The organism is Pelatocladus sp. BLCC-F211 (assembly GCF_041928655.1).
Classification (GTDB): Bacteria; Cyanobacteriota; Cyanobacteriia; order Cyanobacteriales; family Nostocaceae; genus Pelatocladus.
In genome coordinates this window covers 11,641-27,264 of sequence record NZ_JBHFLM010000244.1, presented here as the reverse complement: position 1 = coordinate 27,264, position 15,624 = coordinate 11,641, and the positions used below count along the sequence as shown (strand labels likewise).

The 15,624-nt window shown below is 41.0% G+C and carries 14 protein-coding genes and 1 CRISPR repeat array; of the genes, 3 read left to right on the top strand and 11 right to left on the bottom strand.

Going from position 1 to position 15,624, the window contains the following annotated elements:
- Positions 1 to 133: 133 nt before the first annotated feature.
- From ACE1AT_RS29230 to ACE1AT_RS29200, 7 genes are all read right to left on the bottom strand, one after another.
- Positions 134 to 814, bottom strand: coding sequence for a hypothetical protein (locus ACE1AT_RS29230; RefSeq protein WP_374874649.1), 681 nt, complete (start codon positions 812 to 814; stop codon positions 134 to 136).
- On the bottom strand, positions 765 to 1,217 hold the full coding sequence (locus ACE1AT_RS29225) for a ribbon-helix-helix domain-containing protein (protein ID WP_374874648.1): 453 nt from the start codon (positions 1,215 to 1,217) through the stop codon (positions 765 to 767). Before ACE1AT_RS29225 ends, ACE1AT_RS29230 begins: the two co-directional genes overlap by 50 nt.
- Positions 1,218 to 1,703: 486 nt before the next feature.
- The gene (locus tag ACE1AT_RS29220) at positions 1,704 to 3,002 is read right to left on the bottom strand and encodes a recombinase family protein (protein ID WP_374874647.1); all 1,299 of its coding nucleotides are present in this window, start codon (positions 3,000 to 3,002) and stop codon (positions 1,704 to 1,706) included.
- Positions 3,003 to 3,122: 120 nt separating this feature from the next.
- Complete coding sequence (locus ACE1AT_RS29215; protein ID WP_374874646.1) at positions 3,123 to 5,270, bottom strand: Bpu10I family restriction endonuclease; 2,148 nt, start codon at positions 5,268 to 5,270, stop codon at positions 3,123 to 3,125.
- A gap of 70 nt (positions 5,271 to 5,340) precedes the next feature.
- Complete coding sequence (locus tag ACE1AT_RS29210; RefSeq protein ID WP_374874645.1) at positions 5,341 to 5,700, bottom strand: VOC family protein; 360 nt, start codon at positions 5,698 to 5,700, stop codon at positions 5,341 to 5,343.
- A gap of 179 nt (positions 5,701 to 5,879) precedes the next feature.
- The gene (locus tag ACE1AT_RS29205; protein ID WP_374874644.1) at positions 5,880 to 7,736 is read right to left on the bottom strand and encodes an aspartate kinase; all 1,857 of its coding nucleotides are present in this window, start codon (positions 7,734 to 7,736) and stop codon (positions 5,880 to 5,882) included.
- 507 nt (positions 7,737 to 8,243) lie between these two features.
- Positions 8,244 to 8,643: a CRISPR direct-repeat array (repeat unit 37 nt; unit sequence GTTGCAACTAACATTAATCCCTATTAGGGATTGAAAC).
- A gap of 85 nt (positions 8,644 to 8,728) precedes the next feature.
- The gene (locus ACE1AT_RS29200; protein WP_374874643.1) at positions 8,729 to 9,109 is read right to left on the bottom strand and encodes a hypothetical protein; all 381 of its coding nucleotides are present in this window, start codon (positions 9,107 to 9,109) and stop codon (positions 8,729 to 8,731) included.
- 122 nt (positions 9,110 to 9,231) lie between these two features.
- Here ACE1AT_RS29200 and ACE1AT_RS29195 point away from each other — a divergent pair, with 122 nt between their 5' ends.
- Both ACE1AT_RS29195 and ACE1AT_RS29190 read left to right on the top strand, forming a co-directional pair.
- Positions 9,232 to 9,441, top strand: a complete 210-nt coding sequence (locus tag ACE1AT_RS29195; protein WP_374874642.1) for a hypothetical protein — start codon at positions 9,232 to 9,234, stop codon at positions 9,439 to 9,441.
- 20 nt (positions 9,442 to 9,461) lie between these two features.
- Complete coding sequence (locus ACE1AT_RS29190) at positions 9,462 to 9,659, top strand: hypothetical protein (RefSeq protein ID WP_374874641.1); 198 nt, start codon at positions 9,462 to 9,464, stop codon at positions 9,657 to 9,659.
- Between the two features lie 181 nt (positions 9,660 to 9,840).
- Here ACE1AT_RS29190 and ACE1AT_RS29185 read toward each other — a convergent pair whose 3' ends face one another.
- Both ACE1AT_RS29185 and ACE1AT_RS29180 read right to left on the bottom strand, forming a co-directional pair.
- Positions 9,841 to 10,476: a response regulator transcription factor gene (locus ACE1AT_RS29185; protein ID WP_016860008.1), complete on the bottom strand. Its 636-nt coding sequence runs from the start codon at positions 10,474 to 10,476 to the stop codon at positions 9,841 to 9,843.
- Positions 10,473 to 11,648 (bottom strand): sensor histidine kinase, encoded by a 1,176-nt coding sequence (locus tag ACE1AT_RS29180; RefSeq protein WP_374874640.1) that lies wholly within the window; start codon positions 11,646 to 11,648, stop codon positions 10,473 to 10,475. The genes ACE1AT_RS29185 and ACE1AT_RS29180 overlap by 4 nt, the downstream gene beginning before the upstream one ends.
- Before the next feature lie 164 nt (positions 11,649 to 11,812).
- Here ACE1AT_RS29180 and ACE1AT_RS29175 point away from each other — a divergent pair, with 164 nt between their 5' ends.
- Complete coding sequence (locus tag ACE1AT_RS29175) at positions 11,813 to 12,379, top strand: hypothetical protein (protein ID WP_374874639.1); 567 nt, start codon at positions 11,813 to 11,815, stop codon at positions 12,377 to 12,379.
- Between the two features lie 191 nt (positions 12,380 to 12,570).
- Here ACE1AT_RS29175 and ACE1AT_RS29170 read toward each other — a convergent pair whose 3' ends face one another.
- Together ACE1AT_RS29170 and ACE1AT_RS29165 are read right to left on the bottom strand one after the other, a co-directional pair.
- Entirely contained in the window at positions 12,571 to 14,502 is a 1,932-nt protein-coding gene (locus ACE1AT_RS29170) for an ArnT family glycosyltransferase (RefSeq protein ID WP_374874638.1), read from the bottom strand.
- A gap of 272 nt (positions 14,503 to 14,774) precedes the next feature.
- Complete coding sequence (locus tag ACE1AT_RS29165) at positions 14,775 to 15,332, bottom strand: hypothetical protein (RefSeq protein ID WP_374874637.1); 558 nt, start codon at positions 15,330 to 15,332, stop codon at positions 14,775 to 14,777.
- Positions 15,333 to 15,624: the final 292 nt, after the last annotated feature.

Here is a 15,624-nt window from a genome sequence, read left to right as displayed (position 1 = left end):
AGGGCGCAGTGGCTCCCCTTGTCTTCCCACACTCCCCAATCCCCGATCCCCAAGTGAGGTAGTGCATTCCCTGAATGAATAAATTTACACACCTGATGATTTTTCATATCTTGAAGTAAGTCAAATTATCTACTTAAATTGGAGCAAAAGCCTCTGATGGAATCGGTATCAGTTCAGGAGTTGCCAAGGTGGTTGCCTGTCTGTACCAGATGCCATCAACCTCGAAACTCTCGAATTGGGTTGTGAGGATTGCCCAAGTTTGGTCGTTTAATCCACCACGATAAGTCATAGTGAACCTGTTCTGCTGATGTAGTCGTCGTTCCAGTTCTGCCAAATCCTCCCTTAGCCAAAATCGGGTTATGACCCTTTGAGTAGCAATATCCGGGGGAGTTTGTAACATGTCAGACATTAACTGATTAACAATTATTTGTTTTTGGTTATCTTGTCTGACAATACTAATTGGACGTTCACTTTCAGCAGCAGTAACCATGCGTTTCAACAACTCTACTGGTAAGTGCAGCTGACTGCAAAAAACTTCACCTCCCAGAGGTAAGATGCGCTCGGCAGTTTCGGCAGGTGTAGGAGGTTGCTGGGATGCCATCCACCCGTAAAATTCAATTGGTCGCTTACAGTGTCTCCACCCGATCCGCACCTTGCCATTGATTTTTGCTGCGGTTTCGCTCAAAGCATATCCGTAGCATTGGGCAAGGTGAGTAGCATCTTTCTTTGTTGGGGCAAGGATAGAAACCCCATCATAGGACAATTTATAATTCCAGCCCGGTTGGTTTAGGACTTTCAGAACGCTCGCACTCATTCACACCACCAAAATCACTATGTAGGGAACTAAAAGTTCTTTGCCAAATCATTTTTTGTTCTTCCTCAGGGATAGCCAAACTAGACATAATGATGGCGAAGTCCCCTGGTGTAGGTAGTACTTCCCCTTTGGCAAGCGCTTGTAAGTTTTTGACTCCACAGCGCTTAAGTTTTGCCATATTGGCTCGAACTACATCAGCAATTGTGATCAGGCGGTTTGGTTGTTCGGGATTTGAAGAGTTGGAAGCCGTTTTTTTGCCTAGCCACTCACGGATGATCTCCTCTAAAGCGTCGCTTTGAGAAAGACCCTCACGAGCGCAAATGCTTTTGAATTCCCGCGCCAACTCTACCGGAACATAACCGCTGACCTGTTTGTAATTATCACAACGCCTTCTGTCGGTCATTTTATTGACTGTTTGATATCATGTTTGTCTTCTATTCTCTCTCATGATATCCAAATTGTTTGACATGATTTTTTGTCATTTTTACATGAATGATTGACATGAAAAAATGACAAGTGTTAGCATGACAGTACTGACACAACGAATAGGTCAGCTACTGCAAATCAGTCAAATTTTAAAAGAACGGTAGATACCTCTAAAAAAGGTAGATGCCCTGGTAAATATTTGGCTACCCTGATAACTAGCTTGCGGGTGAAAAACTAGGGGCATCTGATGCCCCTATTGGGAGTAATTATACAACCATTAGCTTTGATTATGTATATTTTTTTATAAATTCTCTGATTAAATATTTGTATTTAATTACATACAAAAAAAGTTAAAAAAATAATAAAATATCTTTCTGCATCAAGAGTCTTTCATTGTTCTTTGAGTGCTTTTTATGATGTTATTTGCATATATTATGCTGATTTAATTAGTAATAATCAACACTCAAAAAATAAAAATGACTCGTAATTGCCAGTGTTGATCTTGACGAACAATTTCTACTTGACGAATAAATTCGCGAAAATAAAATCGTCGTTCTGATTCTGATAAATCCAACCAAAATTGAGGGATAGAAACCGCAACCGCAACAGAGCGTAGGTTCACCGGTGGTAAGGTTGCTAACTTTGCTTGCAGTGTAGATATTTCGATGCGGAGTTTGTATGCTCTGATTTTGGCTGTTTCTGGATCTAGTACCCCAGTTTCGACTAAAGCAGGTAATTGTGCGAGTATTTCTTGCTGACGAGCGATCGCATCCCCTAAGCTATTTTTAACTGCATCCAATTGTGGAGAATTCATCTTGTCCACCGCCACAGGTAAGTCATGGCAAACAGATTGAATAGTATGCTCCAAGACTTCTTGGTAAGCAATAGCCCGACATCTAGGTTTTTTTATACAGCTAATTGGACGTAAATAAAGATACTCTTTATCTTGGTTGCGAATAGTAACGCGAGCAACACCCATATGTGATTGACATTCACCACAGACAACCAACCCTGCTAGAGAACGCGGCGCACTTGCAGTTCGTGATGGTAAACGACTGTTGCGGCGTAAAAGCCTGTCAACTTGCGCTGCTTCTTCCTGAGAAAGAATAGCTGTGTGGGTATTAGCAAGAATTTCTCCATTTTGATAAGCAGTGTTGCCACGATAAACTGGATTCGTCAACCAACGACGCCCTGTGGTGACAGAAATTTTCTTACCGTATTTTTTCGCCAGGTAACGTACTGCTCCCCGCAGCGAACCATAGAGTAGAAAGTGTTCAAAAAAATCTTTGACTACAGGAGAAGTACTACGGTCAACAATGTACTTATCTTTACCTCTGCGATAACCATAGGGCGCTTTTCCCGGAGGAGGAGCAGCGTCTAAACGGTTGCGGGCATGAGCTTGACGAATGCGACGACTGTGTTGCTGTCGTTGAATTTGGTGTAGTAATTGCAACAATTCAGCATGAAGATTAGGAGATTGAACCGCAGAATTGTAACCTTGCTCAACAGCAACCAGGGTTATCCCCATAGCTTCAATGTGAGAAAGGCGATCGCTCACTTGTTCAACATTATCTCCCAATTCTTCCAAACGACGGATAATGAGAAAATCGGGAGGCGCTATTTTACAGTCATCGAATAATTTTTGTAACTCTGTACGCTGTCCCAAATCTTGGTAAATTCGATCTACATCCCATCCCCAAGTATCAGGAGCAGGAGCAACTTCTAGTAAAGGATCACTGTAGGTGTAAGCATAATTGGTCATTAGATCTCTTGCACGAATCAATAAAACAGGCAGGTTCATAGTTGAGAAGTCCAGCAATCAAAGGTCTAACGATGCTCATCACTCGCCGCAAATAACCTTGAATTCCAAACGATAACGTATTTAGAAATACCCTTGTTCTAAAACATGTTCCATTGATGGACTTGTATCATCAATCAAAGCTTGAATCTTATCGATCATTCTTTGAAATACATCAGGATAATACTTAGAAGAATCTAAAAAATCAACATAATCTTGCCTATGAAGTTGTCTTTCCTCCGGTGTTCTATACTCTTGCCGAATACTAGCGGACATACGCTTTGTTTTTCGCACAATCAAAACATCATCAATTTGAGTTGAAACTGTTGAAACTGGTGTCATGTCAAGAAATTCACAGATTAGAAAATATAAAGATCCGGGAACAGCTATCTTTAAGTCTCTACTTGTTGCTACTGCTTCTTGAAACATAGTCTTATCTAGATTCGTTTTGCATTCAGCACAGACATATCCAAGATGTGACTCAATGAACTTATAGTCTTGAAATCCTGGATCGAAAGATGACTTTAAATATAATTTTTTGCCAAGTATGAAATCTTGATCTTTAGTCCTTATACTTGGTTCACCACCTTGACCGGGATTCCCAAGAGAAGATAAGAAACTCAACCCAGAAAACGTCTTTCTCGGACCCAACTCGAAAGAATCATCTATGCCGCGTAAACTACGGAAAACCACTTGTGGCAGAAATTCTTCCAAGATGGTATTGTCTAGTTTTAGCTGTCCCTTCTGTCTGTACAAAAAGTTATCTGAGCTATCAAAGATCAAGTCAAGCTCAATAAAACGCTTATATCGGTTAGTAGCTTCGACTAACTTTTCTACTGTGTCTGCTTGACCACGCTCGATTGCTTCCAACTCAGCAATCCACTCATGATACTTTCTAACAGCTTCTTCTAGTCGCTCTTTATCAGCTTCAGGTAGCCGACGATTATTCAGACATGCAGTTAGCTTCGTATAATGAGGACGAGAAAATTCAGGCATAGATTGAGATGACTGTGAATACTTAGGACTGACTAGTTGAACAGTTCGAGGAGGTTGATAGACATAAAATCTTTTGTCTAAAATTGGTGTTCTTCCAATATCTTGAACTTTTTCAATTGCATCTTCTAAAGACTCAAGGTTTTTCGAGGGTACTAAAGAAAGACCACTTCTCAACACATCAAGTGCTACCTCTCTTGCAACTTGCTCAACTGCTTCCTTATGGCACACATTATTTAAATTGAGGAAGTTAATTAAATTTTCTCTTATTATTTTGCCAAACTTGTTTTTAAATTCTCGCTTTTGTCTCAAGCTTTTATGAAATAGATTTGCTCGTACTCCAATTTTTTCAATAATGTCAGCATTATAAAAAGGTACTCCCAGTACATTAGATTCATGTCCTACAACGAATACGATTCGACCTCCGTTTTTAGTTACTCTTGAAAGCTCTCGCAAAGTATCAGCCATATCTAGGCAATACTGTACTACTGTATAAAACCGATTTCCTCTATTTGCTCTATTAGAACCAATTTCCGACTTTGCTATTTTTAATAAATCCCATCCCAGTATTTCAGCAGAACTGCGGTAGTTTTGATGATAGTTGAATACATTGATGTAAGGCGGTGAAGTTACAACAAAATCTATCTGATCGTTTTTTAATGGCAGGGAACGAGCATCAGCTAGATCCACTCTAATTTGCTTTTCAGAGAAAGGAAGCTTTTCAATTACACTCGCTAAATCAGCAAACTTAGATTGTATAAATTCATTAGTTACCCTATTATTGGCAACATCAAGAATAATGATTAAAGCATCAAATATTTTTCTTGCTTCTTCATCCAACTCATTTCTAATTCTGCTTAGTCTTCCTGCTAAATCTGGCACTTGACTGTTACTTTCAAAAAATATAAAGGGGAATTCTCTGTCTATCAAATTTCTAATATTTGTGAGAACTTCTTTTCTTTGAGAATGATTTATAAGTTCATATGTTTTACTAAGAATCCAAGCTGCTGGGTTAATTTCAAAACCATATGCCTCAAACGCAAGGATACCAGCCTCAAATAAGACAGTTCCGCTACCTGCAAAAGGGTCAAGCACGACTGAGTTAGGTAAACAGTAAGATCTTAATATAGCTTCAATAAGTTGTGGCGAAAACTGACCACGCCAAGCAAATAAGTTAGACCTAGTTTTCTCAACAATGTCAAGCTTTTTTTGTGGAATGGGTTTGTCAAACTCCTGCAACTGCTAACCTTCCTTACTTCTCAACCTATTCTCGTAAAACTCAGTTGTAGTTTAACATTGCTCCTTAACATTACTGCTGGCTCAACTCAATAATATTTCCATCTGGATCTTGGGTAAAAACAGCAGGGCGACCGGAAGCACTGGGTTGTATTAGACAGTTATAATTTAGTAGCTGCTGTTTAGCGGCATCTAAGTCGGAAACTAAAAAAGCAATGTGGGGATTGCGTCCCCATTTTTCATTTTTGGGTTCATCCTTAACGCTAGATGCTGCAATCAGGTGAATTTGATACTCGCCGACTTGATACCAACTACCAGGAAATTTCATCGGACGTTCTACTTTAGATAATCCCAACACAGTGCCATAAAAATGTTCGGAGCGTTCTAAGTCAGTTACAAGAATGGCTGTATGAACACACTGAGTAATTTGCATATGGGGATTGGGGATTGGAAGGAGGACAAGGGGGACAAGGGGGACAAGGAGGACAAGGGGAGCCACTGCGCCCTTGCGGGTTAAGAGCGTTGTAGCACGTGGCGTGGACAAGGAAGACAAGGTAATCTATATTGTATTTTCCCACTCCCCGATCCCCGATCCCCAATCCCCAATCTTCTCTATGCAGGAACTATAAATTTCTCGCTACCTGCTAGTCCAAATGCTGTGTGAATAACTTGCAGTGCTTTGACACCTTCTTCTTGGGCTACTACACAACTAATTTTGATTTCTGAGGTAGTAATCATTTGAATGTTTATATGATGCTGCGCTAGGGCTTCAAACATTTTCGCTGCAACACCTGGTTGTCCTACCATACCAGCACCAACGATACTGACTTTAGCGATCACCTGATCTAAGGCTACTTCACCCCAACCATATTCTGCTGCTTTTGCTTGCAACATTTTCTGTGCTGTTTCTGCATCCATCCGTGCCACAGTGAAAGCAATATCACGCATCGGCACACCATTGACTATACGGCAGCGTTGGGACTGAATAATCATATCTACGCTGATATTGTGGTCTGCTAAAAATCCAAACAGTTTTCCCGCCGTTCCTGGCCGGTCTTGAACTTGGCGAATGGCTAAACGTGCTTGGTTCATATCAAGAGCGACACCACGTACAGGAGAATTAGAGGCAGACAAAGTAGAAGTAGAAAATGCTTTCTTGTCCCCCTTGTCCTCCTTGTCCCCCTTGTCCCCCTTGTCCCCCTTGTCCTCTGCTTCTATTTCAAATGCTTGGCGCAAAGCGGCGACGGCGCGATCGCATTCTTGGGCAGCAATTACGCAGCTGACTTTGATTTCACTGGTAGAAATCATTTGGATGTTTACGCCTGCTGCTGCTAGGGTGGCAAACATCTTGGCGGCGACTCCGGGACGACCAATCATTCCTGCGCCGGCGATACTGACTTTAGCAATATTTTGCTGCACCATGACTTCGGTTTCTTCAGCTTGGTTACTCTTGTGACTGCTCAGAACAGGAGCAATGGCAGCTGCTACGGCTTCGGCTTTTGGTAAGATTGGTGTAAATACGGTAAAGGCAATGTCGTTTGTATTACCTTCATGAATTGATTGAATAATCAAATCTACGTCTACATCCTGACGAGAAATTTCGCCAAATAGGCTGGCTGCAACACCTGGTCTATCTGGAACACGTAACAAGGCTATTTTGGCTTGGTCAGTATCATACGTGACATTATCTACCGGACGAGCAATTTCTAAATTGATCAGCGATCGCTCTTTGATTTGGGATGAAGTCACCCAAGTACCAGGATCATCTGTCCAGCTAGAGCGTACCACCAAGGGCATTCCGTAGTTACGAGCAATTTCGACGGCGCGAGGATGCAAGACTTTTGCGCCGAGACTGGCGAGTTCTAGCATTTCATCGCAGGTGATTTCACTGATTAACTGCGCTTCTGGAACTAGACGGGGGTCTGTAGTCAGAATCCCTGGTACGTCGGTATAAATTTCACAAAAATCTGCCTGTAAAGCAGCTGCGATCGCCACAGCAGAAGTGTCCGAACCGCCTCGTCCCAAGGTAGTGATTTCTAATGCATTGGTACTGCTAATACCTTGAAATCCTGCAACGACAACAACTTTGCCTTCTTCGAGGTGCTTTTTAATCCGTTCTGTTTGAATATGTAAAATTCGGGCGCGGGTGTGTTCAGCTTCGGTGACAATTCCTACCTGAGCGCCAGTCAAAGAAATTGCTGGTTGTCCTAATTCTTGCAATGCCATACTCACCAGCGCAATAGATACTTGCTCACCCGTAGAAAGCAACATATCCATTTCTCGACGGCAAGGATTTTTAGAGATTTCCGCAGCTAATTTCACAAGTCCATCAGTTGTTTTACCCATTGCAGAAACTACCACCACTATGGAATTTCCTGCTTTTGCGGCTTGAGAAACGCGTTGTGCGACAGAGACAATGCGCTCAACGGAACCGACAGATGTACCACCGTATTTCTGAACTATGAGCATGAACCCAGTAAAATCAAGGCTTTGAGTGAATTGGTCTAGTATTTATAGTAAACAACTAGTCTTTTATTAAGTTTTGGTGTTTAAGTATCTGGAAAATAGTATTTTTATACTATTTTGTCTAGTTTATATCTACAGCTTAACCAGTATTTTACCTGACACTGACCAATTAATTTTTCTTTGTGCTTGCTGTCAGGGTAAAATTGAGCGTATTAGCAGCAAAATGCCAATAAATATTACAGTGTTTTTTGCTTGATGACGGTGCAGACCACTAGGTGTAGAAAAAAAGCAGTCAATTTTCGCGGCTGAAACTCTTATTCTGTCTATGTTAGAAGCTGATTTGATGAGAAATGAGGTCTGCACCTTTTCTGTAAATCTTACCCTGACTGGGTTTGAGCGATTTTATACTCGTTTACTCTTGACAGTGCGATCGCTCAAACGCTATACCTACTCTAGGTCGGCACCACTGAACCTTGAAAACCAAATACAGCAAGGCATCTGGATTGAGCAGTTGCAACTAACATTAATCCCTATTAGGGATTGAAACAATATTCCTCGAAATCCTTCACTTGGAATACCCCAGTTGCAACTAACATTAATCCCTATTAGGGATTGAAACCAAGGCTTCTGTACCCTGAACCGATTGAATAACTTTGTTGCAACTAACATTAATCCCTATTAGGGATTGAAACCTCCGCCCCCAAAACTTCGTCTGGACTAATAATTTGTTGCAACTAACATTAATCCCTATTAGGGATTGAAACCAGCCATAGCAAGCACATAGTTTTCACTAGACAATGTTGCAACTAACATTAATCCCTATTAGGGATTGAAACTTCTTCATTACCTCCTCTCTCTCGAATTATTATCTTGGTTGCAACTAACATTAATCCCTATTAGGGATTGAAACGGCTAATTCTGGAAGATTCACAAGATTAAAATTGAGTCCAATAAACAATTATACCCCTGACAATAGAGGGGTATAATAACTTTCCTTATCTAGCTAGCAATTGTTGGCACTGTTCAAGCATGAGTTTTACACTCCACAAATCTAGAAGTTTCTGTTGATATCTTCTGGAGTGTTCATCATTTAGCCATTCATTGTTTTTGGTAGCGCGTATCAATGCTTTTTGAGCATCAGTAGGTTGACCGAGCAAGTCGAGTGCAACATCGATCGCATGGTATACCTCTAGACTGGGAGAATGTATTCCTACTCCATTTCTCATTTGATCAATTGCTTTATAAGGGAATGCAGAAAGTATATTTATCCATACTTCGGTTTTTTCCCAACTGCCTAGCGGTTTAATACCATACTTTTTCCCCAGTTGCTGCAATTGTGGCAAACTAAGGTTTTTGAGCGATTCTCTTGATAACATAATAGTTGTCTATCCGTTATAGGTGGACTTGGTGGGTATCCAGTCGTCAAACTCAAATACCCATCAATTAATCATTATTCAGTATGTATATCAATTAATCTAGCTTTATTAAGTTATTTAAAGTGAGTCAAGATAATCGTGGGAACCCAAATATTAAAAATCATGGCTTTAAAACTGATAGGGATAAGCCATTAACCGAATATATTCACTTACGTGTTACTGAAGATATGAAGGTAGAAGTACAAAAACAAAAAAATCCTCCAGAATTTTGTAGACAAGCTATCCAAAAAGCACTGGATGAATTAAACCAGTCAAGCAATCAAAACGATTAACTGTTGACTTTTTTTAATAAATGCCCAATCCTAAAGGAAAGCCAGAAAATTTACAGCCACTAAGTACTGACAGAGAGGAAGCGTTAACCAAAACATTAACAATCAGAGTTAGCGAGTCAATGTATACAGAAGTAAAAGCCAAGGATAACTCGGCAGAATACTGTAGAGAAGCTATTCAGGAAAAATTAGATAGAGATAAACAATCTAAGTCAGAATAGTCAAATGATTTCAGTTAACTCTTGTATTAACAAATTCGGTGGAATTTCCCATCCTCAACGAAGCAGGGTGGGGATTGGATAGGGGAGTAAACACCCAATACGGTTCGGATAAAATAATTGACCTACCGATAATCTTTGTAGAGACGTGAAATTTCGCGTCTCTACACACCCTGCATATTTCTCAAAATCTCAAATACTGTTGCGCCCATAATGCTGCCTGAGTACGATTTTGTACACCAAGCTGACAAAGAATTTGAGTGATGTAGTTTTTTACCGTACCTTCAGTTAGATAAAGAGTTTGAGCTATTTCTCGATTGTTTTTTCCTTGACCCAATAGGGTTAAAACTTCTAGTTCGCGATCGCTAAACAAGTTTTGATAGTTTGTCTGTTTAGATACGGGGGGGTTAATTTGAGCAAAAACTTTGGGAGCGATGGTTGGCCCTAGTTGGCTATATCCTTGATTCAGGGTGCGGATTGCTGCTGCTAATTGCCCGGAGGGAGTACTCTTGAGTAGATAACCTAATGCTCCTGCTTGTAGAGACTGCCAAATATATTCATCTTCATCAAAGGTTGTTAGTACCAGAATCCTGATCCAGGGATAGCGTTGGTGAATTTCACGAGTGGCAACTACCCCATCACAAACAGGCATCCGTACATCCATTAAAATCACATCAGGCTGGAGTTTTTCAGTGAGGGCGATCGCTTCATTACCATCATTAGCTTCACCGACAATATCTAAATCTTCTTCCAGTGACAACAAGGATGCTAATCCTTGCCGAAATAGATGTTGATCATCTACAAGCAAAAGCCGAATCATCGAGGAACTGTGATCCAAATATGAGTACCTTGAGCAGGGGTACTTTTAATACTCAGCTTACCATCCAATATTTGTATCCGCTCTTGCATTCCCCGTAATCCAAAACCAGAATGGGGTGAATCAGGATCAAAGCCCTGCCCGTCGTCTTCTAACTCTAGGATAATGGCATCAAGCGTAAACTGTCCTCGCAGAATCACATGAGAAGCAATAGCATGTTTTTGAATATTTGTCAACCCTTCCTGAATAATACAGTAAAGTTGATGACTCGTCTGGAGAGGTAATGGTGGCAAATTTAGATCCGCCTGCACCGTAAAAGATTGGTTTTGCTGGATTTGCGTAACTAGGGCGCTGAGTGCCTGATTGAGATTAAAATCTGATCGGCGCATTGTTTGTACAGCGCGACGCACATCTTGAAGACATTGACTAGAAAGATACTTGGCTGTATCCAGTGCTTGTAGAGTTTGAGCGGGATCACGTTGGTGTAATTTCTGGGCAAGTTCTAACTGAACATCTAGAGTAGTAAGAGTGTGACCAAGGGAATCATGGATCTCACGAGCTATACGAGTACGTTCCAAAGTTGCTGCTAAAGTTTCCACTTCCTTTGCTAAACTCTCTGCTCTCTTTTTGCTTTTGCGCTCCGCCACGATCACAAAACCCAGCAAAATTATAAACAGACTGGCTCCTATGTAATCTAGCAAACTGGTCAATAAAATTGCTTTGGCGTCATATACATGTTCTGAACCACGGGATTGAAGTTGGGCAACGGTTTCTGCTATGCGTTGAGGAAGATACCAAGCTTCACCAGATAAGTAGCCAATTCCCGTAAAAATTGCTGTTAGGATGACATCTCTGCGACTGAGAAAAAAGCAACTCTTGGCAAGAACAAAATACATGAAGATTGTAAACCAAAAACGTAGCCAGACAGCAGAGATAATTAATATTATTTCCACAGCAATAAAAACTCGTCTTTGCCAGAGTGGACGCTCAAGTGGAAAAATAAAACTGAGTAAAAAGAAGGCAATATTAAAAGCAATAAATAAGGGCAGTGAATGCGGGTGTTCTTGAAAATAATTGCTGATCAAGCCGGAAAAGAGATTTGCTAGCAAGATCACCCATTCTACCCATCGCAATATCGAACGAAAAGAGAAAACACGATTTGCGAGCAGGTTCATTGAACTAGAAGCAGCGAAATATCTTCACGGGTAACATTATGCAATACTGTGTTGAATTTAAAACATGACTTTCGTCATGAATTATAGATGACTTTCGATAAGGCGATCGCAAACTTTACTTGGATACTCTGATGTAGAGATGATTGTTTGTCAGAAAAAAGCAAATGAAGCGCAAGATGATTTTAAATTCTTTGGTCGGGCTATCAATTCTTGTCACTGGTTTAGCCATTTCTTCTAAATCTGGAGCTGAACCTGCATCTGTCTTTAGACCTTTAATTGATGATATTCGCACTCAGTTACCAAAAGGATTGAAAATGCGTTTACCTTCCTCTCTCCCTCCCGCAGCCTCGAAGATCAAGCTTTATTCCTACATTGTTTCTGATAGTAAAGTCTTTGAAATTCGCCTCGCAAATACACCAGATTGTTCTACTTCAAATAATCCTTCTGGTTGTACTGCTGGAGGATTTGGTGTCTTCACTCCAGAGGGAACTTCTAAAGTTTGGCCTCCCAAAGGAGATAGTATCACTCCTGTAGACTTGGGGAATGGTATTAGTGGTTTTTATATCACCAGAGGACAAGGAAATAACATCAGCCAATACGTTTTTTGGAAGCAAGATGGACTGGAATATGTATTAGGATTGGGAGGTGGTTCAACGAGAGATGTGTCCCAACAGCAGATGGTAGATATGGCGATCTCAATGGTAAATGAACCTGCAATTACCAGCGAGTAATAATGGAGTAATTAGTCAAATATAAAAACTGTGAAGATATCAAGATGTGTTGAGATATTGCTCAACACATGATGCTAATCTATAGCATTCCTAAATCATTCGTGAACGACAAGAACCCCGACTTATTAAAGAAGTCGGGGTTCTGGATATCTCAATTTTTACAAATTCAATTCCAAACAATAACCAACAATTTACCTATTTAAAGGTACTCTAATTAATTGATAAGCACCACTTTTTCCTAAACTTTGATAACTATTTTGTTGCAAACCCATTTCGGGGAACTTTTTCGGTTGAGCTAAAACTAAAATTGAGTCAGATTGTGTTTTCTTTACAGCCTGAGTTCTTACATAATCTCCTGCGGCTGCACTCATTTTGATGTAATTTACAGGGCGTTGGCTGTAAAAAACAACGGTGGGTTTTTGGAAGCCAACCATGACTAATTCTTCACCTGGTTTTTCCGCTTGAACTGCGATCGCTGCCAATTCTCTCAAAGGTAACTGACGCTGTTGGTCTATTAAAAATAAAGCTGGAGTGAGGACAAAAATTAAAGACAGCGCAAACGCCAACAAATTTACACCAATCAATAGACGCCAACGACGACGCAGTATGATCACTGCCAATACCACAGCACAAACTAACCAGATCCCACTTCCCAAAGTTGTTAAACCTGATTGTTGCAGCAGTTGGCGAAATTCGGGTGCAGCCGGATCAGCACCTATTAATCGGGGTACATAAAACAGCGCTGCTGCGATCGCTGATACAAATACTACATTGATCCAGCCAGTCCAGAGGAAGGAGGAGGGGGAGAGGGGAGTGGGGGAAGACAATACAGAAAAATTGTTCCCTTGTCCCCCTTGTCCCCCTTGTTGACTTACGGCTGTGTCTTGGAAAAAATCGCTCCACAAAAATCCCACCAGAATGGCTGCTGCTGGCATTAAGGGTAAGACATAGCTAGGAAGTTTGGTGACAGCAATGGTAAAAAAGCCGAAGATGCTCGCAAACCAGAAAAAGGCAAATAAACCAAGTTGTTGCGATCGCTCTTGAGAACGCCAATACTGACGCTGCCAAAATTTTAGCCTTGCCATTGATAGGGGTAAGTATACTGAGTAAGGAGCGAAACCCAGTAATACTACCAAAAAATAAAAGTACCAAGGAGCTCTATGACCGTTGACTACTTCTGTAAAGCGTTCGATATTGTGGTAGCCAAAAAAGGAGTTAATGTAATTCCAGCCATTGCGCCAAATTACTAGCACATACCAAGGCACTGATAAACCCAAGATAATTAGCATACCCAGCAAGAGGCGCATTTCCCGCAAAACCTCTGGCAATTTGCCCAGGTAAAGCAAAAATACACCAATAATCAACCCAGGTAAAACAATACCTACAGGACCTTTAGTCAAAATTGCACCAGCAATGAGTACGTAACAAGCCAGATACCAATTATTGGGGATCGGGGATTGGGGATTAGGGATCGGGGATTGGGAAAGAGAAATTCGCTCTTGTCCTCCTTGTCCCCGATCCCCGTTCGCGAAGCGTCTCCTCTGGAGAATCCCCGATCCCTCCTGACTTGCGTATCCCAGAAAAAAGCACAACAAGGCTGATCCTATACAGCCAGTCAGCAGCATATCTGAGACACCAGTTCTTCCCCACACAATCATTTCGGCATTGAGTGCCATTACAGATGCTACTAAACCTGCTGTTAACCAGCGTCTGGAAGGACGAAAAACTTGTTCTAAGGCATCTTGTTTTGCCAGTTGCCATTGCACAGTGTAGAATGCTAGGGCAATTACACTTATTGCTGCGATCGCACTTGGTAGACGTACCGCCCACTCATTCACACCAAAAATGTTGTATGCGATCGCCTGACACCAGTAAATCAAAGCAGGCTTATCAAAGCGAGTTTTACCGTTGAAAAATGGCGTGATCCAATCGCCTGTTACGTACATTTGCCGAGAAGCTTCAGCAAACAGAGGCTCGGTTTCATCTATTAGCCCAATACTACCCAAATGCCAAAAAAATGCGATCCCACCAACCAAAATCAACCACAAAGTTGACAGTGCGATCGCTAAGGCTGGACGTTTGCCAATCCTATTTAACAACTGGTCAAAAGCGCGAATTGTCATTTAGTTACGAGTCAAGAGTCAATAGTCAATTGTCAATGGTCAATGGTCAAGGGTCACTAGTCAATAGTCGTTTGACGTGATTTTTTGCTGTTTGTTCTCAAAAATATTAAATGAAAGGACAAGGGAGACAACTTCTCAGTTATCAGTTATCAGTGATCAGTGATCAAATTAAACTGGTAACTGTTAACTGTTAACTGATTCATGCCCAATGCCCAATGCCCATTGACAATTGACAATTGACAATTGACAATTGACTAACAACTAATAACTAACTATTGAGCAAGAATTAATTCCCATTCTTGCTTTTGCGGGTTCCAAACGGGGGCGGGAGTTTCGCCAACTACGTAAGGTCCCCAGTAGCGACGGGAACCATCCTGTGCAAAGGCGACTAAAACATCTCCCTTCTCGATTTTGATTTTATTGTTAGGTAGCGATAAAATTAAACCCTTTTCACTACCTTCCCCTGGGGCAAAATCCCAATGTGCTGGGACTGCATAATTTTCTTTAGAATTGCTTTTAACTCCTGCTTTGCGTGCTAGTAAAGCAAGGCGGACAGGTTGTTCGGTTTGATTACTCATTCGTAAACTTCCTTGGCCTGTTGCTTTAACTGTCGAGCCTTGATGATATGCAAATAAGGATTTTTTTTGAGGTGTCGCGACAGAAGTATCTAAAGTAGAAGCGATCGCACTTTCTGAGTTAGTGTTTGATGGAGATTCAGAAGATTGATCCCCTTCAAAAGATACTTTAAGTTCATAACACCCCACAGGTAACAAAAGCAATCCCAAGCAAGCAGCTGCGAGAGCAGCATGACGGTAGATTAGCGATTTCATATTCTATAGATATTACAAATAAGTATTTTTTCTAGGCTCGTTCAAATAGTAGCCTAATATCAACATTGACCAGTGATTCAGTGAACATGCAAAGCACCTCACTGATCACAAATTACTGGTGACTGATTGAATTGCCGACTACAGATTGTTTGAGAATTAAGGGTAGGATGTATACTTTATGTCATGATGAGCATCAATACTGAAGGAAGTTAGGAAAAATTTCCTTGACGCTTCATTTCTTCGTATGAACTCAAGATGATAATACAATCCATTAATTTTTGTATTCACCCTA

What these genes read in the sequence shown, in the direction of transcription:
- ACE1AT_RS29185 (WP_016860008.1), bottom strand. Translation starts at nt 10,476, where the DNA reads ATGATTCGGCTTTTGCTTGTAGATGATCAACATCTATTTCGGCAAGGA.
- ACE1AT_RS29165 (WP_374874637.1), bottom strand. Translation starts at nt 15,332, where the DNA reads ATGAAATCGCTAATCTACCGTCATGCTGCTCTCGCAGCTGCTTGCTTG.
- ACE1AT_RS29175 (WP_374874639.1), top strand. Translation starts at nt 11,813, where the DNA reads ATGAAGCGCAAGATGATTTTAAATTCTTTGGTCGGGCTATCAATTCTT.
- ACE1AT_RS29220 (WP_374874647.1), bottom strand. Translation starts at nt 3,002, where the DNA reads ATGACCAATTATGCTTACACCTACAGTGATCCTTTACTAGAAGTTGCT.
- ACE1AT_RS29170 (WP_374874638.1), bottom strand. Translation starts at nt 14,502, where the DNA reads ATGACAATTCGCGCTTTTGACCAGTTGTTAAATAGGATTGGCAAACGT.
- ACE1AT_RS29225 (WP_374874648.1), bottom strand. Translation starts at nt 1,217, where the DNA reads ATGACCGACAGAAGGCGTTGTGATAATTACAAACAGGTCAGCGGTTAT.
- ACE1AT_RS29210 (WP_374874645.1), bottom strand. Translation starts at nt 5,700, where the DNA reads ATGCAAATTACTCAGTGTGTTCATACAGCCATTCTTGTAACTGACTTA.
- ACE1AT_RS29190 (WP_374874641.1), top strand. Translation starts at nt 9,462, where the DNA reads ATGCCCAATCCTAAAGGAAAGCCAGAAAATTTACAGCCACTAAGTACT.
- ACE1AT_RS29205 (WP_374874644.1), bottom strand. Translation starts at nt 7,736, where the DNA reads ATGCTCATAGTTCAGAAATACGGTGGTACATCTGTCGGTTCCGTTGAG.
- ACE1AT_RS29230 (WP_374874649.1), bottom strand. Translation starts at nt 814, where the DNA reads ATGAGTGCGAGCGTTCTGAAAGTCCTAAACCAACCGGGCTGGAATTAT.
- ACE1AT_RS29180 (WP_374874640.1), bottom strand. Translation starts at nt 11,648, where the DNA reads ATGAACCTGCTCGCAAATCGTGTTTTCTCTTTTCGTTCGATATTGCGA.
- ACE1AT_RS29200 (WP_374874643.1), bottom strand. Translation starts at nt 9,109, where the DNA reads ATGTTATCAAGAGAATCGCTCAAAAACCTTAGTTTGCCACAATTGCAG.